This is a genomic window from Pseudoalteromonas sp. Scap25 (assembly GCF_013394125.1).
In the GTDB taxonomy this organism is placed as follows: Bacteria; Pseudomonadota; Gammaproteobacteria; order Enterobacterales; family Alteromonadaceae; genus Pseudoalteromonas.
In genome coordinates this window covers 3,215,723-3,236,754 of sequence record NZ_CP041327.1, presented here as the reverse complement: position 1 = coordinate 3,236,754, position 21,032 = coordinate 3,215,723, and the positions used below count along the sequence as shown (strand labels likewise).

19 protein-coding genes, 4 tRNA genes and 1 pseudogene are annotated in these 21,032 nt (G+C 40.5%); 13 read left to right on the top strand and 11 right to left on the bottom strand.

Translation table 11 applies throughout. The annotated features are described in order from the left end of the window. Positions 1-9: 9 nt before the first annotated feature. Positions 10-270, bottom strand: a pseudogene (locus FLM54_RS15015) (class II aldolase/adducin family protein); the annotation flags it as partial. A gap of 113 nt (positions 271-383) precedes the next feature. Here FLM54_RS15015 and FLM54_RS15010 point away from each other — a divergent pair. Next, complete coding sequence (locus FLM54_RS15010) at positions 384-1,157, top strand: amidohydrolase (protein WP_178956762.1); 774 nt, start codon at positions 384-386, stop codon at positions 1,155-1,157. A 58-nt stretch (positions 1,158-1,215) separates the two neighbouring features. After that, the gene (locus FLM54_RS15005) at positions 1,216-2,640 is read left to right on the top strand and encodes a mannose-1-phosphate guanylyltransferase/mannose-6-phosphate isomerase (protein ID WP_178956761.1); all 1,425 of its coding nucleotides are present in this window, start codon (positions 1,216-1,218) and stop codon (positions 2,638-2,640) included. A 66-nt stretch (positions 2,641-2,706) separates the two neighbouring features. On the opposite strand, the gene FLM54_RS15000 is transcribed toward FLM54_RS15005, so the two are convergent. The 3 genes from FLM54_RS15000 to FLM54_RS14990 all read right to left on the bottom strand — a co-directional run bounded on the left by FLM54_RS15000 (position 2,707) and on the right by FLM54_RS14990 (position 6,182). Continuing rightward, entirely contained in the window at positions 2,707-4,863 is a 2,157-nt protein-coding gene (locus tag FLM54_RS15000) for a response regulator (protein WP_138609558.1), read from the bottom strand. Between the two features lie 80 nt (positions 4,864-4,943). Further along, positions 4,944-5,600: a helix-turn-helix transcriptional regulator gene (locus FLM54_RS14995; RefSeq protein ID WP_138609560.1), complete on the bottom strand. Its 657-nt coding sequence runs from the start codon at positions 5,598-5,600 to the stop codon at positions 4,944-4,946. A gap of 210 nt (positions 5,601-5,810) precedes the next feature. Beyond that, positions 5,811-6,182, bottom strand: coding sequence for a histidine triad nucleotide-binding protein (locus FLM54_RS14990; RefSeq protein WP_010392287.1), 372 nt, complete (start codon positions 6,180-6,182; stop codon positions 5,811-5,813). Between the two features lie 92 nt (positions 6,183-6,274). Between FLM54_RS14990 and FLM54_RS14985 the strand changes: the two genes are divergently transcribed. Continuing rightward, positions 6,275-6,877 (top strand): DUF2057 domain-containing protein, encoded by a 603-nt coding sequence (locus FLM54_RS14985; RefSeq protein ID WP_010392289.1) that lies wholly within the window; start codon positions 6,275-6,277, stop codon positions 6,875-6,877. A gap of 50 nt (positions 6,878-6,927) precedes the next feature. On the opposite strand, the gene FLM54_RS14980 is transcribed toward FLM54_RS14985, so the two are convergent. Continuing rightward, positions 6,928-8,769 carry a M1 family metallopeptidase gene (locus FLM54_RS14980; RefSeq protein WP_178956760.1) on the bottom strand — a complete coding sequence of 614 codons (1,842 nt, stop codon included), beginning with the start codon at positions 8,767-8,769 and terminating at the stop codon, positions 6,928-6,930. Positions 8,770-8,913: 144 nt separating this feature from the next. Here FLM54_RS14980 and murB point away from each other — a divergent pair, with 144 nt between their 5' ends. The 8 genes from murB (at position 8,914) to tuf (ending at position 13,463) form a co-directional block, all read left to right on the top strand. Then, entirely contained in the window at positions 8,914-9,924 is a 1,011-nt protein-coding gene (gene murB, locus FLM54_RS14975; protein WP_178956759.1) for a UDP-N-acetylmuramate dehydrogenase, read from the top strand. Beyond that, on the top strand, positions 9,921-10,913 hold the full coding sequence (birA, locus tag FLM54_RS14970; protein WP_138609568.1) for a bifunctional biotin--[acetyl-CoA-carboxylase] ligase/biotin operon repressor BirA: 993 nt from the start codon (positions 9,921-9,923) through the stop codon (positions 10,911-10,913). The genes murB and birA overlap by 4 nt, the downstream gene beginning before the upstream one ends. After that, the gene (locus tag FLM54_RS14965) at positions 10,910-11,608 is read left to right on the top strand and encodes a type III pantothenate kinase (protein ID WP_178956758.1); all 699 of its coding nucleotides are present in this window, start codon (positions 10,910-10,912) and stop codon (positions 11,606-11,608) included. The genes birA and FLM54_RS14965 overlap by 4 nt, the downstream gene beginning before the upstream one ends. Positions 11,609-11,734: 126 nt before the next feature. Beyond that, positions 11,735-11,810: transfer RNA gene (locus FLM54_RS14960), tRNA-Thr, on the top strand. 41 nt (positions 11,811-11,851) lie between these two features. Further along, positions 11,852-11,936 (top strand) — tRNA-Tyr (locus FLM54_RS14955). Between the two features lie 46 nt (positions 11,937-11,982). Next, positions 11,983-12,057, top strand: a tRNA-Gly gene (locus FLM54_RS14950). Between the two features lie 10 nt (positions 12,058-12,067). Next, positions 12,068-12,143 (top strand) — tRNA-Thr (locus FLM54_RS14945). 135 nt (positions 12,144-12,278) lie between these two features. After that, the gene (gene tuf, locus FLM54_RS14940; RefSeq protein ID WP_004589660.1) at positions 12,279-13,463 is read left to right on the top strand and encodes an elongation factor Tu; all 1,185 of its coding nucleotides are present in this window, start codon (positions 12,279-12,281) and stop codon (positions 13,461-13,463) included. Positions 13,464-13,729: 266 nt separating this feature from the next. Here the strand turns inward: tuf and FLM54_RS14935 are convergent, their stop codons facing one another. From FLM54_RS14935 to FLM54_RS14920, 4 genes are all read right to left on the bottom strand, one after another. Further along, the gene (locus FLM54_RS14935; RefSeq protein ID WP_178956757.1) at positions 13,730-14,641 is read right to left on the bottom strand and encodes a hypothetical protein; all 912 of its coding nucleotides are present in this window, start codon (positions 14,639-14,641) and stop codon (positions 13,730-13,732) included. A gap of 174 nt (positions 14,642-14,815) precedes the next feature. Beyond that, positions 14,816-16,006, bottom strand: a complete 1,191-nt coding sequence (locus FLM54_RS14930; RefSeq protein ID WP_178956756.1) for a dipeptidase — start codon at positions 16,004-16,006, stop codon at positions 14,816-14,818. A gap of 60 nt (positions 16,007-16,066) precedes the next feature. Continuing rightward, on the bottom strand, positions 16,067-16,312 hold the full coding sequence (locus tag FLM54_RS14925; RefSeq protein ID WP_178956755.1) for a YheU family protein: 246 nt from the start codon (positions 16,310-16,312) through the stop codon (positions 16,067-16,069). A gap of 2 nt (positions 16,313-16,314) precedes the next feature. Further along, positions 16,315-17,301, bottom strand: a complete 987-nt coding sequence (locus FLM54_RS14920; RefSeq protein WP_138608410.1) for a hydrolase — start codon at positions 17,299-17,301, stop codon at positions 16,315-16,317. Between the two features lie 588 nt (positions 17,302-17,889). Here FLM54_RS14920 and FLM54_RS14915 point away from each other — a divergent pair. After that, positions 17,890-18,390, top strand: coding sequence for a hypothetical protein (locus FLM54_RS14915; RefSeq protein WP_010392329.1), 501 nt, complete (start codon positions 17,890-17,892; stop codon positions 18,388-18,390). Continuing rightward, the gene (locus FLM54_RS14910) at positions 18,383-18,604 is read left to right on the top strand and encodes a helix-turn-helix transcriptional regulator (RefSeq protein WP_010392331.1); all 222 of its coding nucleotides are present in this window, start codon (positions 18,383-18,385) and stop codon (positions 18,602-18,604) included. The genes FLM54_RS14915 and FLM54_RS14910 overlap by 8 nt, the downstream gene beginning before the upstream one ends. A 97-nt stretch (positions 18,605-18,701) precedes the next feature. On the opposite strand, the gene FLM54_RS14905 is transcribed toward FLM54_RS14910, so the two are convergent. After that, a complete protein-coding gene (locus FLM54_RS14905; RefSeq protein WP_010392333.1) occupies positions 18,702-19,118 on the bottom strand; it encodes a TIGR02444 family protein in 417 nt (138 codons plus the stop codon). Further along, on the bottom strand, positions 19,105-21,024 hold the full coding sequence (locus FLM54_RS14900) for an ATP-binding cassette domain-containing protein (RefSeq protein WP_178956754.1): 1,920 nt from the start codon (positions 21,022-21,024) through the stop codon (positions 19,105-19,107). Before FLM54_RS14900 ends, FLM54_RS14905 begins: the two co-directional genes overlap by 14 nt. Positions 21,025-21,032: the final 8 nt, after the last annotated feature.

Below are 21,032 nucleotides of genomic sequence, written 5' to 3'. Positions count from 1 at the left end.
GCTTGTTAGTTATCGATGATGAGGTGTATTGCTCGCTCGAATGCCGGTGATTTTTAATCGCTCTAATTCGCAGCTAAACAAAAACTCTAGTGCTTCTAGGTGGCGACGCACTTCAGCAATATTTTTGCCAACTGCATATAAGCCATGATCGCGAATTAATACACCAAATTTAATCGGTGAGTGCAAATGGTGATCGCTAACTAATAAGCTTAAACGGTCAATATCATGGCCGTTATCAAAAATAGGAATGCTTAAGGTTTCTAAATGAGACCACTGTTGTGGTAATCGATGGATATGCAATACAAGCAGCCTAATGGCGATAAAGTTATTCGTTTATGTTTTGCTTAAAACGATCAAATCCTAATAGAGGCGGCGCAGATTTTATGTCAACTTTAACTTTAGCACTATTACAAAACTCATTGCATTGGCTCGATAAAAAAGCCAATTTAGCTATGTTTGAACAACAACTTGCCAACATCACCAATAAACCAGATTTAATTGTATTGCCCGAAACCTTTGCCACTGGATTTGCGGTTAACCTTGATTGTGGTGAGGCTGAAAATGGCTCAGTACTGAGTTGGCTTAAAACACAAGCTAAACAACATAATGCAGTGATTGCAGGCTCAGTATTGGTAACCCAAGGAGACAAAAAGGCCAACCGGTTTTATTGGGTACAACCAAATGGAGAAGTGAGCTATTACGATAAGCGCCACTTATTTTGTTTGGGTAACGAGGGTGAATTTGTAGTGCCAGGACAAACCCGTAAAGTGTTTGAGCTCAATGGGTTTAAAATTTTACCGCAAGTTTGCTACGATTTACGTTTTCCGGTGTTTCAGCGCAATAACAATGACTACGACGTGATGATTAATATTGCCAACTGGCCTGCGGCAAGGCGTAATGTGTGGGACACTTTATTAATGGCGCGAGCAATGGAAAACCTGTGCTACGTGGTTGGCGTAAACCGGGTTGGCGAAGATGGCAATGGTATTGACCACAGCGGTGGAACCGCAGTGTATGACTTTAAAGGTGAGCCACTGATTAAAGCGCATGATGACCAGCAAGCATTATTAACAATCACGTTAAATAAAGCGCCGCTTGATGAGTTTAGAGCTAAATTTCCGGCACATTTAGATGCCGATGCTTTTGCATTGGTATAAATTAGCGCCCAGCCGATAAAGTGCTAAAATAACCGCTGATATTTTTATTGGCGGCTTTATGAATACAACCCTTATTACACCGGTAATTTTAGCTGGCGGCATTGGTACACGGCTTTGGCCGCTATCGCGCCAAGCAATGCCAAAGCAGTTTTTATCTTTGCTTGATGATAATAACCAGCAGTCGTTATTACAAAGTACCTTATTACGAGTTGCAACTGAGGGCTTTAATCCCGCTATTTTGGTCTGTAATGAACAGCATCGATTTATTGCCGCAGAGCAGGCAGCATTTGCAAAACCCTATGCCATAGTACTTGAGCCAGAAGGCAAAAATACCGCACCAGCTATCGCTCTTGCCGCGCACTATGCTTTAAAAAATAATATCACGGGCCCTTTGTTGGTGATGCCTGCCGATCATCATATTGCAGACTTTACCGCATTAACGGCTCAGTTATCCGATGCGATTAAACTTGCTGAGCAAGGTAAATTAGTTACATTTTCAATTACGCCGACAGAGCCACACACAGGTTATGGTTATATAAAACAGGGCGCAGCCATTAAAGATACCTGTTGCTTTGAAGTTGACCAGTTCAAGGAAAAGCCTGATTTAGCAACTGCATTAACTTATTTAGCTGAGGGCGGTTATAGTTGGAATAGTGGTATGTTTTTATTTACTCCCGCGGCATATCTAAAAGAACTGGAACGCTTTGCCCCTAAAATTGCTAAAAGTGTTGCTAGTGCCACTGACTTTAAACAAGACTTAGCGTTTACCAGAGCAAATGCCCATGCACTTGAATCTTGCCCAAATGACTCAATTGACTACGCTATTTTAGAGCGCAGCAATAATGTAGTGGTAATGCCTGTGGCGTTAAAGTGGAGCGATGTCGGCAGTTTTTCTGCACTGGCTGCGCTTGCAGAAAAGGATTCGCAGGGTAACAGTCAAAATCAGCAACATATTGCACAGAATAGTATTAATAACCTAGTTATTAGCGAAGATGGGCACACAATTGCTACTTTAGGTGTGAGCGATTTAGCGATTGTACATACTCATGATGCCACCTTGATTGCAAAACAAGATTCGCTTGAAGGCTTGCCTTTAATACTTAAGCAATTGGCAATTACGCAAAATGACAAACTGGCGCATCATCAGGTGGTTTACCGCCCTTGGGGACATTATCGTACGTTAATAGAAAGTATCGGCTTTAAAGTTAAAAAAATTACCGTAAAAAGTGGTGAAAAACTCTCAACCCAGCGTCATCAGCATCGTGCCGAGCATTGGGTGGTTGTCTCAGGTACTGCAGATATATGTATTGACCAGCAAGGCTTAACACTGACCCATGACCAATCTTGTTATATTGGTGCAAAACAACTGCACAGCTTAGCGAATAATCAGCCCGAACCCTTAATTGTTATTGAAGTGCAAACGGGTGCCATATTGGATGAAAGTGACATAGAGCGATTTGATGATGTATACGGTAGAAAATAACAGTATAAATAGTAAATATGGTTGATCATTTGTTACGGTCGTAAAACTTGGTAGCCCGTAACCGTATTACTCTAGCCCTTGGCGCACATACCTTAAATAGGCTTCTAAACTGTGTTGCCACAGTGTGCTGGCTTCATTTAATGAGTTATTTAATGGCTTTTTATCAAGCAAGCGTCGTTCTATTTTTTTCAGTGCCAGTCCATAGCTATTAAAACCAAGTTGCATTGCGGTGCTGGCTTGGCGATGTAATAACTTAATGCATTGCTCGGGGTCTTGCTCTAATAAAGCTTGGCAACGGCTCAGCTTATTACGCGCAGATAGGATAAACTCATTATAAATAGAAGATACTTCGTCAATACTAAAAGAGCTTGTTAAGGTCTCTGTTGCGGTTTCATCGTATAACGTATCAATCAGCTCGACGGCAATGCTAGCTGTTTGTGTTGACTGTGAATCACTCAATGCTTGGCGTAGTTTTTCTTGCTTTAATGGCTTGCCAACAATGTCTTTAATACCCAGTGCTAAGTATTCTTTTATTTCATCAGGGCTCAAACTGGCAGTAAAGGCCAGCACCGGAGTTCGCTGATTTTTATGCTCCACTCGCTTGAGTGTTTTTAGCACTTGCTGCCCTGTTAAATCGGGTAAGTTCATATCAAGTAACACCACATCAAAGTGGTATTTTTTCATCAACTCAATCGCACTTTTGCCATCTTTAGCGAGCTTAATTTTATGTTCGTCGTCAGCCATAAATTCAACGGCTATTTTTTGGTTTAAATCTAAATCTTCAACAAGTAACACATCAAGTCCGGTTAAATAATCCTTACTTTGATGGCGCTGCTCTACAAGGCTAAGTTCACCTATTGCTAGTGTCATGTTAAAGCTAAATACGCTACCCACTCCCAGCTCACTGGTGATTTCTAGTTGGCTATTTATTTTATCGAGAAGGCGACTAGTTATAGCCAGACCAAGCCCCGTTCCGCCTTTTTCCTTACCGGCGCTGCTTTGAATGTAGGGCTCAGTTAAGTAATCAATTTCATCTTTTTCAATACCCGGGCCTGAATCGAGTACGCTTACTTTAAGAGTATGATCGAGCTGAGTTTCATTAATTAAATCAATTTGCACTTTTACTGTGCCGGTGTCGGTAAATTTAATCGCATTACCAACAAGATTAATAATGATTTGTCTGAGCTTTTGTTGGTCGCAGTAATAACAGGCTTTATCAGGGATGTTACAGGCAAGCTCAAATTTAAGCTGTTTTTGTTCGGCCAGAGGACTTAACAGCAGGCATAAGTTTTGTAGCCAAGTTTTGAATTCTATGTCTTCTTCGTACAAGGCTTCGTCATGCTGATCTAAGCTTGCGTATTCCAGTACTTTATCTACTAGTAAGTTGAGCGACTCAGCTGAGTTGATAATGGCTTCGCAATAAGCTTTATTGCGGCTGTCGCTAGTTTGGTTTAACACCAGTTGTGCGCTGCCTAAAATGCCGTTTAATGGGGTGCGTATTTCATGGCTTATAGTTGATAAAAAGAGCCCGCGAATCTCTAAGTCTTTGTGTGCTTTTTCGGTAAGTTTATTAAGCCTTAATTCTCTGCGTTCATTACACAATAGAGCCATACCGGCTGCATAAAACATAGGGGCAATCACACTGTTCAAAAATAATAGTGAGTCAAACCATGGGTTTAATATTGCATCTTGTTGTGCAACGCGATCCATAAAAATAGTTCGAGTGATAAAACTGGCTGCAACCAAGGTTAAAATAATAATGTAAACAATACTGGCATTAGGATAAGGTTTTCGCGCATATTTAAAAAAAACAAATAGTAAAAAAGCGGCTTCTACAATATGTTGAAAGTCAGAAATATAAACCCGTGAGCGCATAGATGGCTGAAAAAAAGTGAAGTAAACAAGCAATAAAGCGCTGGCAGCGGTAAATAGGCAAACAAATTTAAAACCACGACCACGATAATTTAAAAACTGACTCAGCGATAAGCAATGCACAATGGACGCTAAAAACATCATGCTATTAGCAAAGGTAATGGCAAGCTTTTCAGGGATTTTACCTATGAGCGCAAAGCCCACAATGGCGGCTAATAGTAGTAAAGGGTAGGAGATATAAAGTAACGTGCCGGGGACATGCTTATTGGTACGCCAAGTTAAAAAGTTCAGTAACGTCATCACTGTCATAACAGCGATACTGGCAAAATAAAGCGTAAATGAGTCGAGCATTAAGACCCCAACAGCGATTTTTAAAGAAGATATAAAAACAGGCACCTGAAGTGCCTGTATTAAATTTATTTAAATAAGCCTTAACGAATTTCGTCAGGAATATTTTGTTGTGCCCAAGAGAGTAGTTCAATACGGTTACGGCATTTAGTTTTTCTAAATGCGCTGTATAAGTGAGTTTTAACCGTGTGTGGGCTAATGCTTAACTCTTCAGCAATTTCTTTATTTTTCGACCCGTTACTCATTAACGAGATAATCGCTTTTTCACGTTTAGTGAGTTTGATTGGCTCAATATCGCCATCAGTTAGCTTATGTAGTGCGTCTTTGTTAAATTGCAGCATACGGTTGAGCGCATTACACATAATATCACGACGATACCAAAGCTGATCTTCAAGTAGTAAACGAATCCCTTTCATTAATACGTCAGCATTATCGGTGGTGTAAAATACACCGCGAATACCACTGAGTAATGCACGATTAGCAAGCTCTGGGTTTTCATCTAAATTAAACAACACAATATCGCATTTGACGCGTAAATTAACGAGCTGCTCTTTTAGCTTAGTCCATGCGTCTTTACTTGATGTTTCAATGAACAATAAGCGAGTACCTACCGGAACATCTAAAATATTCGTACCTGTAGTTACGTCTAGGCCCTGCGTTTTTAACAAAGGCTCTAAAACGTTAATACCAATAGTGTTAATTGGTTCTTCATCTAACAACAAAAAGGCTGAACTGCTCATGTATTTTACTCTTTTATAAAGCTGGCTAATTAATCTTACCACGATCCCTGCACACCTTTTGTATTAGGGAGTAACAATTTCACTGGCGAAAAGGTGCGATTTACGATTATTTAAACATAAAATGTTGCAAATAAGTAATTGTTTTTTTGGTATATAAGAAAAACGCCGTATTTTTAATGTATTTTTTAAGATACAGGATTTAATGAGTGATTATAGCGCAACTTTTTTAGTGTTTTGATACGGAGGCCAGCCCATTTCTTTTCCCGCTAGCATATGCAAATGAATATGGTAAACGGTTTGTCCACCGTGTTCATTGCAGTTCATCACCACGCGGTAGCCGTCATCGCTAAAATTAAGTTGTTTGGCAAGCTTAGCCGCTACCACATATAGATGACCAACAAGATGTGAGTTTTCCTCAGTGACATCATTAATCGTGGCAATGGCTTGTTTAGGAATAATCAACGCATGAAAGGGTGCTTGAGGGTTAATATCTTTAAATGCAAGTGCTAGGTCGTCTTCGTAAATAATGTCAGCAGGAATTTCACGATTAATAATTTTAGTAAAAATAGTCTCTTGACTCATAATGATGACTCTAATTTTTTCGATTAATATGTATACCACTAATGACAAATTTTGCCAGCAGTGTCAAACTGAAATCAACTAAAGGAGTAATTATGCGTAAATCAATATTATTAGGCAGTGTAGCGGCGCTCTTGGTGAGTGCATCTAGTTTGGCAGAAAACATTCACTTTCCCGAGGAGTTTGTTCCTTTACAAGTGGGTGAACGAGTCATTGAAAGTTCGATTTTTAGTCGTGTTGATGATGTTGAGTTAGCACCGGGTACTTATCAGTTAAAGCTTAAATACACAGATTTATATGATTTAGGTTATGACGATCACGAAGTGATTGAGTCAGAGCCCTTTTGGGTCAATGTAACCGTTGAAGCAGGTAAAGATTACACCTTAGTATTTAATCGTGCTGAAAATGCGGTGGCAGCAAAAGTATTTGCTGAGGCACCGCAAGTAAGCTTAAAAGCAAAAGGCAGTACCTTAGCTGAGCCATTAAATGTGATAGCTGAACGACAACTACAAAGTTCACAGTTTAATCAGCAGGCCTCAGAAACCCCTGCCGGCCCACAAAAACCAAGTCGCCCAATTAAACCGATTGCGCCAATTAATGGTAAGGGCATGCCAAGCGCTGCCAATATGCTCGACTTTTGGTGGCAACAAGCAACGCTCGCTGAAAGGCAGGCTTTTTTAGATAAAGTAACAAAATAATTAAGCATTAAAAAAGGGCCAAGTTGGCCCTTTTTAATTTATTGATAACGCTATTTAAATAATGCGTCAATGGTACCTTGTGCCAGTGGGTGATAACCCGGACGTGCTTTTAAGTATACGCTTTGTGCCCAATCTTTTTTACCATTGGTAATAAGCGCTTTATAAAGCGGCACGATAAGCTTACGACGACCAATACCCGATAAATGCTTATCAAGCGCAGGGTAAATCGGTTGGTAACCATTACCTACTGCTAGCATGTACCATGCAAACGCACGTTCTGCGTTGGTTGATTGGGTTAAGTTAAACTCGCCGTCTAATTCAGTCATTTTTTCAATGCTTAAATCGCGCGGTAAGTTGTTTAAAAAGTGTAGCCACTCATGCACAGTCCAATTTGCAGTGGGTAATTGTGCGGCAGTTGTATCCCCTTTTAACCAGCTCGCTGTTACAGTATCGACTTTATCGAACGCGTCAGAGGTTGGGTTAGGTGCATCACTTGGTAAACCGGGCTGAAAAATCCACTCGTTTACTTTATCCATGCTCACTACGCCTGGATACTTTTCAATTAAGTTAGCTTTGATGTAAGAAACAAATTGCGCAGTGGTTAGCGATTTAAATGCAAACTCATTAAAATAGGTCTTAACAAAGTCATCAAACTTATCACGGCCGTATTTTTCTTCTAGGTAAATTAAAAATAGCTGACCTTTTGTGTAAGGCACTGAGCTAAACGCATCATCCGGATCACGGCCATTTAGTTTTAAATTAAGGCGTGTATCTGGGGCATCAATGGTTTTAAGTTGCGCACGTAGGCCAGCTGCATCAAGTGCTTGTTCCATAACAGCACGGTCACGCCCAAATACCTCTTCCATAATGCGGTTTTCAACGTAAGAGGTAAAACCTTCGTTTAACCATAAATCTTCCCATGTAGCGTTCGTCACTAAGTTGCCAGACCAAGAATGTGCAAGTTCATGCGCAATCAGATTAACTAAGCTTTTATCGCCAGCAACAACCGTAGGCGTAATAAATGATAAGCGTGGGTTTTCCATACCACCAAACGGAAAGCTAGGTGGTAGCATAAGTAAATCATAACGACCCCATGCATAGTCGCCGTACATGGCATTGGTTTTGTCGATCATCGCTTGGGTGTCATTAAATTCAGCAACCGAGGCGTCTAAAATAGTCGGCTCTGCAAAAATACCAGTTTGCTTAGACATGGCCTTAAATTCTAAGTTACCTGCACCAATTGCAATTAAGTAAGGTGAAATAGCTTGTGGCATAGTGAAGTGGTAATCACCATCTTTATAAAGAGCATCTTTATTATCAGCACTCATTACTGCACGAATATCCTCAGGGGTATGAATGCGCGCATTATAAGTTACACGCATTGCTGGGGTGTCTTGCACTGGGATCCAACTACGTGCATGAATCGCTTGTGACTGGCTATACATAAACGGGTGAGTTTTACTGGCAGTTTGCTCTGGCGTTAACCACTGTAAGCCAGACGCTTCTGGGCGGCTGTTATAGTAAATACGAACTTTTTGTGCTTGATTTTTAAAGGTAATAGTTAGTTTTGAGCCTTTAACATCATCGCGGTTAGCAAGGTTGAAACTAGCTTTATGCCAATTACCATTTGCCGTTTGATACATCACTTTATCAATATCAAGGTCACGGGTATCAAGTACTAGCTTTTTACTGTTGGCATTTTGCCACTGTAGCGTATGCTCAACAAAACCTTCCAATTGCTTATCAGCAAAGTCGATGTCTAAATCAAGGTTTAAATGCGTGGTGATAACATCATCAAGGTTGGCGTAGGAATTTTGATCAATAGCGCTGGCCATTGCTTGCGAGCACATACCTGCCATAGCTAGGCTTAAAAAAAGAGGTTTGATTTTCATAATTACCTTGAGTACAAATAAAAAAAGTGCAGGTTTTATATCATGATTGCTGCAGTGGGTTGAACAATTTTTACAAGCTGATGCGCAATTTGCGACGATGAGTTAAACTAGAGCGATTAATTTCTGCTACCTTTAGAGGGCTTTGTGCCGCACTCATTACAACCCTTACATACATTTGCATTAAGTAGCCAATGCCAAAATTTTGTCGAGATTACCGACTCAGCGCAGCTTAAAAGTCAGTGCTTTAAAGTCCCTTTTTGTTTGTTGGGTGAGGGCAGCAATACTATTTTTTTAAATGACTATGCAGGCACGGTCATTAAAATGGCAACCCAAGGCATTACTATAACTGAGCGCTCGCATGACTTTTTAGTTAGTGTAGCTGCCGGTGAAAATTGGCATCAATTAGTGACTTACTTGCTGGAGCAAGGTATCGCGGGGTTTGAAAATTTAGCCCTCATACCTGGTACAGTCGGTGCTGCACCAGTACAAAATATTGGTGCCTATGGCGTAGAAATAGCTCAGTTTATTGAAGCTGTTGACTATTTTGATATTGATAGCGGTAGCTTTAAATCTTTAACTAATCAGCAATGTCACTTTGCTTATCGTGAATCGGTATTTAAACACGCGCTAAAAAATAAAGCAGTGATCACCCAAGTGCACTTTAAGTTGTCCAAAATATGGCAGCCAGTACTCAGTTATGGCCCGCTACAACAACTAAAAAACCCGACGCCACAGCAAGTGTGCGCACAAGTGATACAAACGCGTAACAGCAAACTCCCAAATCCCTATAAGCTGGCTAATGCGGGCAGTTTTTTTAAGAACCCTATTATCACCAATAGTGAATTAGCGCAGTTAATTACGACATATCCTGAGGTACCTCATTACCCGCATGGTGCCGGTCACCATAAAGTGGCTGCAGGGTGGTTAATAGAGCAAGCGGGATTGAAGGGATATAAAATTGCAGGTATAGAAGTGCATCAACAACAAGCGCTGGTACTAGTTAATCATGGTAATAGTACAGGGGATGATTTAATTAATATGATTGCTCACATTCAGGATATTGTTTTAACACGTTACAACATAAGTTTAGAACATGAAGTGCGGTTAATTGATCAACACAATGAATGCCATATCTCTTTGGAGCAATCAGTATGAAGGCACCTGATGGAAACAAGCTGGCTATTTTAAATGCACTGAATGAAGGTGGGTTCGTCTCTGGGCAAGCACTAGGCGATGAATTAGGAATAAGTCGCGCGGCGGTAAGTAAGCATATTCAAAGCTTACAGGCTATGGGCTTAGATGTATTTAAAGTTACAGGTAAAGGCTATTGCTTAAATAACCAAGTAGGTTTACTTAATCAGCAAAGCATACAGCAGCACTATGCTGAGTTAGGCGCTAATACCGCGAATATTGAAGTGCAACCACTGATTGATTCAACCAACAGCGAGTTAATGCGCCGCATTCAAGCTAAAGCAGCACTAAAATCGGGTACCGTGATTGTAGCCGAAATGCAGCAAGCAGGGCGGGGGCGTCGAGGCCGAGTATGGCAATCACCCTTTGGTGCAAACTTATACTACAGTTATTTTTGGCGCTTAGATGATGGTTTACAAGCCGCGATGGGCGTATCGATTGCTGTTGGTTTAGCGGTGTATGATGCGATAAAAGCACTTTATGGTATTGAAGTAGAGCTTAAATGGCCAAACGACATTTATATAAACAAACAAAAACTCGCAGGTGTCTTGGTAGAATTAGATGGGCAGCCACAAGGGCCATGTCAGTTGGTAATAGGGATTGGTATTAATTTAAATATGCCACAAAGTGCCAGTCAGTACATTGACCAAGCGTGGACCGATTTAAGTCAGCACACCCAGCAGCTAGATAAAAATCAACTAGTAGCTTCATTAACTTATTGTTTAGAGCAACGCTTAGCGCAATATCGTGAGAATGGCTTACAAACTATGTATCAACAATGGAATGCATTAAATGCATTTGCTGGTCAGCAGGTAGAGCTTAATACCGGACATCGAAGTTGGTGTGGCATTTGTGAAGGTATAGATGCGCACGGTGGTGTACGTATTCGCCAAGACGGTGAAGTGAAAAGTTATTATGGCGGTGAGATTTCATTAAGAAAGGCGCAAGCATGAGATTACTCATTGATGTAGGTAATACCTCACTCAAAGCTGTATTGTGGCAAGGTGGGCAAATACAGCCATGCGATACTAATAATATTCCATGGCTGCAAATTACGGTTGTTGTATACGCTTGTGTGGGCCGTAGTGAATTACTTAAGCAGCTATTAGAAAAAGCCCAAGCACAAAATATCGATTGCTTTGAGGCTACGGTTAGTCATGAACTAGGTACGTTACATTGCGCGTATCAACAAGTGGGTAATTTGGGTATAGATAGATGGTTGGCGCTCATTAGTGGCTACACGCTTTACCCTAATACGGCCGCAATTGTTGTTGATGCAGGCACGGCAACGACTATAGACGTCCTTAATATTGATGGGCAGCACTTAGGTGGTTGGATATTACCAGGGCTTGATTTAATGACTGCCTCACTCACCCAAAATACTCAGCGCGTATTTGATGATGCAAACACGCCATTTGCTAATGAGCTTGGCAAAAATACCCCTAACGGATTAAAAAATGGCGCTTTAGTGGCAACTATTGGCGCAATTGAACAAGCAAAGCTGCATTTGAATACAAAAAATAGCCTTTTAATTTTTGCTGGTGGTTATGGTCAGCTATTACAAGGGCATTTTTCAGACAGTATTTTCGACCCAATGCTAGTGATGAAAGGCTTAAATTACTGGTATGAGTTAGCTAAAAAGAGTTAAAAACAACAAAAAAACTGCTTTTTGCGCGAATAGTGAGCGTTTGAAGCATAAAATCACATTTTTTTTAATTTTTTGGTTGCATCCCAATAAACCTTACTCTAGAATCTCGCCCCGTACTAAAGCAGTGCCGACTTAGCTCAGCTGGTAGAGCAACTGACTTGTAATCAGTAGGTCAACCGTTCGACTCGGTTAGTCGGCACCACTTTCCTTTTACCGGAAGTGCTTAGTATAAAGAATTATCGTGGAGGGGTTCCCGAGCGGCCAAAGGGATCAGACTGTAAATCTGACGGCTCAGCCTTCGCTGGTTCGAATCCAGCTCCCTCCACCACTTTATTCTAGACGGTTAGAGGTAGTTTAAGAACAGGTTCCTTAAAGCGGGCATCGTATAATGGCTATTACCTCAGCCTTCCAAGCTGATGATGCGGGTTCGATTCCCGCTGCCCGCTCCAATTTGATGATGCTGATATAGCTCAGTTGGTAGAGCGCACCCTTGGTAAGGGTGAGGTCGGCAGTTCAAATCTGCCTATCAGCACCAGTCAATTGAATCTCCTTAAACACTTCCTTTATCTGTCAGAAAAAACTATTTGAAATTTGAAAAAATTAACTTAATCTACCTATGGTGGATTATTTTCATATGTAATCTAGATACACAAAACTGATAGGTTCCGTCATGGCAAAAGAAAAGTTTGAACGCGTAAAACCGCACGTAAACGTTGGTACAATCGGCCACGTTGACCACGGTAAAACTACACTAACTGCAGCAATCACTAACGTACTTGCAAAAGTATACGGCGGTGTTGCTAAAGATTTCGCATCAATCGATAACGCTCCAGAAGAGCGCGAGCGTGGTATCACAATCTCAACTTCTCACGTTGAGTACGATACACCTACTCGTCACTACGCACACGTAGATTGTCCTGGTCACGCCGATTATGTTAAAAACATGATCACTGGTGCTGCTCAAATGGACGGCGCTATCTTAGTAGTTGCTGCGACTGACGGTCCTATGCCACAAACTCGTGAGCACATCCTACTTTCTCGCCAAGTTGGCGTTCCTTACATCGTTGTATTCATGAACAAATGTGACATGGTTGATGATGAAGAGCTACTTGAGCTAGTAGAAATGGAAGTTCGTGAACTTCTTTCTGAATACGACTTCCCAGGTGATGACTTACCACTAATTCAAGGTTCTGCACTTAAAGCACTTGAAGGCGAAAAGCAGTGGGAAGACAAGATCGTTGAGCTTGCAGAAGCACTAGATTCTTACATTCCAGAGCCAGAGCGTGACATCGATAAGCCATTCATCATGCCTATCGAAGACGTTTTCTCAATCCAAGGCCGTGGTACTGTTGTAACTGGTCGTGTTGAAGCTGGTATCATCAACGTGAATGACGAAGTTGAAATCGTTGGTATCAAAGAGACTACTAAGTCTACTTGTACTGGTGTTGAGATGTTCCGTAAGCTTCTTGACGAAGGTCGTGCTGGTGAGAACATTGGTGCACTTCTACGTGGTACTAAGCGTGAAGACGTTGAACGTGGTCAAGTACTAGCTAAGCCTGGTTCAATCAACCCACACACAACATTCACTTCAGAAGTATACGTACTTTCTAAAGATGAAGGTGGTCGTCATACTCCATTCTTCAAAGGTTACCGTCCACAGTTCTACTTCCGTACAACTGACGTAACAGGTGACGTACAGTTACCAGAAGGCGTAGAAATGGTAATGCCTGGTGATAACGTTAAGATGACAGTAACTCTAATCGCGCCAATCGCGATGGACGAAGGTCTTCGCTTCGCTATCCGTGAAGGTGGCCGTACTGTTGGTGCTGGTGTTGTTGCAACTATCGTTGAGTAATCAACAGCTGTAATGCATTAAGCATTAAAAAAACCCGAGCTTAGTCTCGGGTTTTTTAATGCCTTCAATTTAGAGAATAAAGCATAAAGGTGGCTCTCTTACCTTAGGCGTAGGTGCTTTGTAGCAATGATCGTAGAGTAATCATCAGTTGTAATGTATTAAGCATTAGTAAAACTCGAGCTAAGTCTCGGTTTTTTTAATGTCTGTGGTAAAGTGTAAGTATTAATTTTATTACTGTAACAGAGCAGGAAAATGAACTTAATCAGTTAGTAACCAGCATTCTTACGTAACTCATCAAGCATATCTTGGTTACCCATCATTTCGTCAAGCGTTGCCCTGACTGCATTGCCAGAGCTATTGTCATAAACTGAAAGTAGATGCTGCGCCATTTGCTTCGTATAGCCATCTTGCTTATTTTGAGCTTGGTAGTATTGCGCCATTAACCCTTGTGCAGCTAAGCGACGGATATAATCATTCGTGTCTCGCTCTAACAAGTTTGTAAATTGTTCTGCAAGGCGGTAATCAAGTACCGGTGTTTGAGTTGTTAACTCAACAGCTTGAATTTTAAATTTTTCGTCACTACTGTTGTTCGCTAAATTTAAAATGTTACCTACTACTTCATAGTCATACTCAGGCATAGTAGATTTATTTAGAATATACATATTCATTTGCAGTTGGCTAAGTGCAGATAATCTATCTAAATCTGCCATGCTTGGATCTAAAGTTTGCTCTCTTAATTGAGAGTTTATTTGTTTAGCATAATCTGGTTCTGATTTGATCCTTAAATCATAGTCTTCTGGTAAATCTGCATAAAAACCATAAAGAGGATTTTGCTCGCGCAGTTCCTCAGCTTCTTGCTGCTGCTTTTCCTCAAGTACGTTAAGAACAAGTTCCTTAAATTCGTCGGTATCTTGTTCTTGATAAGAGCCATTAGCGTGTAGTTTTAAGTTAGCTAATTGGCGTTGTAGCGAACTTACTTTCTTGCTTAGTTCGTCAATTAAGGCTTCATTTGATTGCTGGTATTCTGTAGGAGTACTAATAGAAACTGTGGGGCTTAGCTGTTGCTGCTTGGGTTTATTAAGCGAACTTGGCTGATTTTTAAAAAATGTTCCGTAGCATGAAATTACCAAGGCAAGTGTTGCTATAGTAATCGCAATAGTTCCTTTGTTTATAGTCATAAAATAATCTGCCTCTAAAATGGGTAATTTATCTGTTTTCGAAATATAAGTCTGTTAAAAAGTGTGTTAAATGAAGATGAAATATACGGATTAATTAAGAAGGCGGGGCGTGAGTGGCGAAATACGGTGTTTTAAGTGGCTAAAAGCGCTAGACCTAAGCCTAGCGCATAAAGCTTAATGCGATTTTGCGTATTGCTCAGCTTGCTTCCATACTCTTAGTGTATTGCCGCTTAAAATCTTTTTAATATCGGTATCGCTGTAACCTCTGTCCATCAAACCTTGAACTAGGTTAGGGTAGCTAGATACATCTTTTAAGCCGATAGGCAGTGAGTCACCTACACCGTCGTAATCAGAGCCAATACCAACATGATCGATACCAATTAGCTTCACAACGTGATCAATATGATCAAGCACTTGCTCAAGGCTAGCAAATGGGAATGGATTTTTAGCGCGGTACATAGCATCAAAATCTTTAGCTACTTTTTTGCCTTCTTCAGTAATTGTTTGCTTTTTACTTTTGAATTGATCGTACCAACTTCCGGCTTTTGAAGTAACAAAACTTGAGCCAAAGTTAATTTGAATCACACCACCGTTCTTTTTAAGGGCTAACAGCATGTCGTCATTCATATTACGCTCAAAACCAGGCGTATATTTACGTAGTGAAGAGTGTGATGCAATAACGGGTGTGTTAGACAATTCCATTACTTGATAAAATGCATCGTCCGAAATATGCGATACATCAATCAGCATGCCGATGTTATTCATCTCTTTTACTAGCTCTTTACCGAATGGACTTAAGCCTTTCCACTTGCGACGAATATCGTATGATGAGTCAGAAATATGATTGCTTTGCGAGTGAGCTAGGGTGATGTAACGTACGCCACGATCAAAAAAGTGTTGTAGGTTTTTCATTTCGCCCTCGATAGGCGACCCGTTTTCCATGCCCATGGCGATTGATATTTTATTGTCCTTGAACTGTTGCTCAATGTCTTGTGTTGAGTCAGCAATGGCAAACTTATCTGGAGCACGAAACGCAATCGCTTCCATACCATCAATTAATTGATTCGCTAATTGGAAGCTTTTTCCTTTGCCTTCAAACTCTAAATGAGCAGGAATATAAATCGACATAAATGGCGCGTTTAAACCGCCTTTTACTGCACGAGGGTAATCAAAATCACCGCCCTCAGTGGCTTTAGTTACATCCGCCCATTTATCATGAATGCGGTAAGGTACATCAATGTGAGTGTCGATTAAAATGGTATCGTGAGCAAGCTTAATTGCTTTATCTGAAGGGGTTATTTCAGCGCTGACTGCGCCGGTTAATGCAATCGACATTGCAGCAACTAGTGAGCTTAGTTTTATCATTTATAATGGCTCTTTGAGTTAAAAAAACCATTGTCTATTTTTACGTCGTGTCTGACAAGTTTACTCGTCGAGTTGCGCTTCACTTTGCAGTGCTTTGAATTCACTTTTAGAGATTATGGTGACCGATTCGTGCAGTTCAGAGAAAAACACCATAGCTTCGCCGCTTTTTAATTGCTGATTTACTTGCGCCACTTTACTTTCAATACTGAATTCTTGTTCGCCATAATCTGTGCCTTCACGCAGTACATAGCTTTCAATTAGGTTGTACAGTGTGTCTTTATCAAGTTGTTCAAAAGGAATAATCATAGTCACTCTTTATCGGTGTTATTAAATACACATTGCTTAAAATAATCAGGCACCACTTGCTCTAACCAATACACCGGTTTAAACGGGTTGTTACCGCTAATAAAACCAACGTGGCCGCCTTTTTCAGAGATACGCAGCGTAACATGCTCACTTACATCCTGACTACTTGGAACCGCTTTAATCGACAGCATAGGGTCGTCTTTGGCATGGATAATTAGTGTAGGTGTCGCAATATCTTTTAAGTACGGCATCGCACTGGCTTTTTTGTAGTAATCGTGTGCATTCTCAAAGCCATGCAACGGTGCTGTAAGCTGGTTATCGAACTCTAATAAATCGTCAATTTCCATTAATTGATCAGTGGTGATCGGTATCTGTTGTTTAATTTGCGGTAATTTACGTTGCATCGACTTTTTCATTCGATCGAGCAAATATTTTTGATAAATTTTACCTAAGCTTTTACGAATAACATCACTAGATGATGATAAATCATAGGGCGCAGATATCACGGCAGCTGCGTTAAGCGGGCAGTGAATGTTTTCTTCGCCTAAATACTTAGCGAGTACATTACCACCCAATGAAAAACCCACCGCTACAATAGGGCGATTTGGAAATTGTTGTTTTAAATGATTTATAAAAAAAGCTAAATCGGCGGTGTCGCCACTATGGTAGGCTCTGGGTAAGCGGTTTACTTCGGTTGAGCAGTTTCTAAAGTGCATCAATGCGACAGCAAAGCCTTGCTTTTTTAATGCCTTCATCATGCCTTTGGCATAAAAACTGTTTATGTTGCCTTCAAGCCCATGAAGTACCACTGCGAGTGGTGCTTTTTCGTTATGCGGAAGTGACCAAGCAAGCTCAATAAAGTCTCCGTCGGGCGTATCAAGTTGCGCAAGTTCGTAGCGAGTATGATGAAAAGGGCGGAAAAAACGCGGTATTATGGTTTGAACGTGTCGGTTGGTCATCCACCATGCGGGTTTGAACTTAGGGATCATGTCTGTACTACGCACTTTGCAATTAACGAAGCGCTAGTGTAGCAAATTTTTTATATTTAAAAATAAAAAGCGCCTAATCAGTAAACTAATAAGGCGCTTTGTGCGTCGTGCTTAATGCTGTTCTTTAATGTCTGCATCGTGTACTTTTTTCATGAAAAAATACACAAAGAAGAGGCATAAACTAATAACGACGCCTAAAAATCCAAATGATAAAAATAGTACTGGGTCGCTAAAAAAATCTCTAAAGAATACGTCCATAATTGCCTCCTGATGTCTATGAGGTAATCATAGGCTGGCTCAGTGGTACTTGATATGATCCAGATCAAGCTATTTTACAGATTATAAAATGGGCAATGCAGATGTTGATTTTGATCAATAAAGTTAAGTCGATTTTGCACTTTTTAGTAAATTATCTGCGATTTTTTAATCACTTTTATAATAAAGATGGTCAGCAAAGTTCAGCTTTGAATAACCGTTGCTTTGTTTTAGGTTAAATAAAATAAACCTGGTGTTAAATATATTTGACATGGCTAAAAAGTGAACTTATAGTTTAAAAGTCAAAAATATTTTACTTGGAGTTAGCTTTATATGACTCGTTCAGAGCACTTTAAAGAACTTTTACAAAGCATAAGTTTTAGAGAACTGACGCTGAGTATCGATTTACTGGTAAGCGTGTACATATCTTACTTTTATGTAAACAGCCTAATGAATGCGAGTACGCAGCAGCTTAGTTCTGTTTCTTGGTTATCTGGCTTATTGCTACAGGTGCTAATTTATTCTGTGATACTTATAGTATTGAGCTATTTATTACTTACATTTATCAGTGATAATGAATTAAATCAGCCACCTGATGTGAGAGAAAAGCAAATAAATTTAGTGGGTTATAAATATAAGGCCATAATCTTACAGGCGGGAATTTGTGTTGCTATTTTTCAATATCAAATTGAAGCTAATAACTGGGGCCCAGCTATCGAATATAATATTCCATATTTACCAATGCATATCATGGTAGGCGCTTTTTTGATTGCCGAAATAGTCAATTACATAGCGCAGCTTTATAAAGGCAGAACGGGTGATATCTATGAGTGAGTATGCAATAACTAACTCTATTCGAACATTACGCTTTTTACGCGATGAAATGACGCAAAAGCAGTTAGCAGATGCTATTGGCGTAACGCGGCAAACGGTAATGGCAATTGAGGCAAATAAATATTCACCCACTTTAGAGGTGGCTTTTAAAATTTCTTTAGTTTTTAACTTACCTTTAGAAGAGGTATTTCAATACAAAACTAAAGATATATAGCTTGGTGTATAAAAGTAAACCAAAGTAACCATGTATATAAAAGCTAAAATTCATAATATAAATGGCGTTATGATCTGATGAAATTAATAGTGAAAAATTATGACAAATATTTATCGCTGTTATTGGGCGTTGCACAAGGTGTTAAATTCATACTATTAACTTCATCAATCAATATTATTTGTTGCTGCTTTTCTAATTTTAGCTCGGCACCGAGAAGTGCTTTTCGAATTGCGGCGTAATCTGTAATCTCGGCTTGATTGGCTTTTAAGTAGGCACGTGTGGCTCGTAGAGGCTTCAATGCCAGCTTATCAAACTCACTAATTGATTGTTCAAGCTTGTTTAGCTGTGTTTGGTTAATAGCTAGATTGAGAGAATCTAAGTAATACAGCAACAAGCATAGGTTGACGTTTTTACCTAGCTGGTTTTGATAATCCAACAGGCGCGTTTGCATGTCACCTTTGCTATAAAGGTTACATGCAAACTGCCAAAAATCGTTGCTTTTAAGCAAGTTCATCGGCGAATGCCTGCTCTTTTTGTTCCATTTCTTCAAGGGCCATAAGTAGCTCTTCTTCAACATCGTTAAGCTTAGGCGTGAGTGTGGCTTGTTTAGTAATTAACTCTTTAAGCTTGCCTTTATTTTCGTCGTTATAGAGAGTGTTATCGCCTAGCGCCTCTTCAACGTCAGCTAGTTCTGCAGCAAATTTATCTAATTGCTTTTCAAGTTTTTCAATTTGCTTTTTCAGCGGCTGAATCGCTTTTCTAAACTCGGCTTCTAAGCGCTTTTGCTCTTTACGGTTAACTTGTGAATGGGCTTTTGGCTCTTCGTAGGTGTCGTTTTTAGCGGCTTCTTTATTAGCATTAAGCAGCCACTGATAATATGCATCTAGGTCGTAGCCAAATTGGGTGACCTCGCCATTATCAACTAAATAAAATTCATCGGCGGTATTTTTAAGCATATGACGGTCATGCGATACCGTGACCATAGCGCCTTCAAAGCCTTGTAATGCCATAACTAAAGCGTGGCGCATTTCTAAATCAAGGTGGTTGGTTGGCTCATCGAGTAGTAGTAAATTTGGTTTTTGATAAACCAACATAGCCAGTACTAAACGGGCTTTTTCACCGCCTGAAAACGGTGCTACAGGGTCGAGTGCTTTATCGCCTACAAAGGCAAAACCGCCTAAAAAGTCACGCAATGATTGTTCGCTGGCTTTTGGGTTTAAGCGTTGCAGGTGGGTGACGGCACTGGCTTTTAAATCTAGAGACTCCAGTTGATGCTGCGCAAAGTAGCCAATGTTTAAGCCTTGATGCTGAAACACTTCACCTGCTTGAGGTTGTAAGTCACCTGATAGTAATTTAATCAGTGTTGATTTACCTGCGCCATTTCTGCCAAGTAGTGCAATACGGCTGCCTGGTACTAAGTTCAGCTTAATACTGTTTAAAATGGTGACATCGCCATAACCGGCTTTGGCTTTGTCGAGTGTCAATAGCGGATTGGGCAGAGCGGTTGGCTCGGCAAATTCAAAATCAAATGGCGAGTCAACGTGTGCTGGGGCAAGTTTTTCCATTCGCTCTAGCGCTTTAACACGGCTTTGTGCCTGTTTGGCTTTGCTAGCTTTGGCTTTAAAGCGGGTAATGAACTGCTCAAGATGCGCTATTTGTTCTTGTTGTTTTTCAAACATGGCTTGCTGCTGCAATAGGCGCTCAGCTTTTTGGCGTTCAAACTGCGAGTAGTTACCTTTGTACACATTAATAAGTTGTTTATCTATATGCCAAATTTGATCAACCACAGCATCTAAAAACTCACGATCATGAGAAATAAGTACTAGCGTGCCGGTGTAGGCACGTAAAAAACGCTCGAGCCAATACACGGCATCTAAATCTAGGTGGTTTGTTGGCTCATCCAGTAATAGTAAGTCGGCATCGCGAATAAGCGCTTGGGCTAAGTTTAAGCGCATGCGCCAACCACCCGAAAATGCACTAACCGGGTTTTCTATTTGATTATTAGCAAAGCCTAAACCATGTAAAAGCTCACCTGCCTTGGCTTCTATGCTATAGCCTTTAATGTTTTCAAGCTGAATATGCACTTTAGCTTGAGTGTCGCCATCGTTATTTTGCTCGGCTTCACGCAGCGCAATTCGTAGCGCATAATATTCAGGGTGGCCTTGCAGTACGTAATCTATGGCGCTTATTTCAAGGGCGGGGGTTTCTTGCTTTACCGAGGCCAGTGACCAATCTTTAGGAATACTGTAATTACCGCCATCTAACGAAAGCTCAGACTTTAATAAACTAAATAGCGTTGACTTACCACAGCCATTGGCACCAACAAGGCCTACTTTGTGCTCTGGAAATAATGTAGCCGATGCATTTTTTAATAAAGCTTTGCCACCGCGAAGCAGTTCTATTTCTGAGATTTGGATCATAAATACGT

Bases quoted from the DNA above. Each gene is read 5' to 3' on its own strand.
- FLM54_RS15010 (WP_178956762.1), top strand. From the start codon at position 384: ATGTCAACTTTAACTTTAGCACTATTACAAAACTCATTGCATTGGCTC.
- FLM54_RS15005 (WP_178956761.1), top strand. From the start codon at position 1,216: ATGAATACAACCCTTATTACACCGGTAATTTTAGCTGGCGGCATTGGT.
- FLM54_RS15000 (WP_138609558.1), bottom strand. From the start codon at position 4,863: ATGCTCGACTCATTTACGCTTTATTTTGCCAGTATCGCTGTTATGACA.
- FLM54_RS14995 (WP_138609560.1), bottom strand. From the start codon at position 5,600: ATGAGCAGTTCAGCCTTTTTGTTGTTAGATGAAGAACCAATTAACACT.
- FLM54_RS14990 (WP_010392287.1), bottom strand. From the start codon at position 6,182: ATGAGTCAAGAGACTATTTTTACTAAAATTATTAATCGTGAAATTCCT.
- FLM54_RS14985 (WP_010392289.1), top strand. From the start codon at position 6,275: ATGCGTAAATCAATATTATTAGGCAGTGTAGCGGCGCTCTTGGTGAGT.
- FLM54_RS14980 (WP_178956760.1), bottom strand. From the start codon at position 8,769: ATGAAAATCAAACCTCTTTTTTTAAGCCTAGCTATGGCAGGTATGTGC.
- birA (WP_138609568.1), top strand. From the start codon at position 9,921: ATGAAGGCACCTGATGGAAACAAGCTGGCTATTTTAAATGCACTGAAT.
- FLM54_RS14965 (WP_178956758.1), top strand. From the start codon at position 10,910: ATGAGATTACTCATTGATGTAGGTAATACCTCACTCAAAGCTGTATTG.
- tuf (WP_004589660.1), top strand. From the start codon at position 12,279: ATGGCAAAAGAAAAGTTTGAACGCGTAAAACCGCACGTAAACGTTGGT.
- FLM54_RS14935 (WP_178956757.1), bottom strand. From the start codon at position 14,641: ATGACTATAAACAAAGGAACTATTGCGATTACTATAGCAACACTTGCC.
- FLM54_RS14930 (WP_178956756.1), bottom strand. From the start codon at position 16,006: ATGATAAAACTAAGCTCACTAGTTGCTGCAATGTCGATTGCATTAACC.
- FLM54_RS14925 (WP_178956755.1), bottom strand. From the start codon at position 16,312: ATGATTATTCCTTTTGAACAACTTGATAAAGACACACTGTACAACCTA.
- FLM54_RS14920 (WP_138608410.1), bottom strand. From the start codon at position 17,301: ATGATCCCTAAGTTCAAACCCGCATGGTGGATGACCAACCGACACGTT.
- FLM54_RS14915 (WP_010392329.1), top strand. From the start codon at position 17,890: ATGACTCGTTCAGAGCACTTTAAAGAACTTTTACAAAGCATAAGTTTT.
- FLM54_RS14910 (WP_010392331.1), top strand. From the start codon at position 18,383: ATGAGTGAGTATGCAATAACTAACTCTATTCGAACATTACGCTTTTTA.
- FLM54_RS14905 (WP_010392333.1), bottom strand. From the start codon at position 19,118: ATGAACTTGCTTAAAAGCAACGATTTTTGGCAGTTTGCATGTAACCTT.
- FLM54_RS14900 (WP_178956754.1), bottom strand. From the start codon at position 21,024: ATGATCCAAATCTCAGAAATAGAACTGCTTCGCGGTGGCAAAGCTTTA.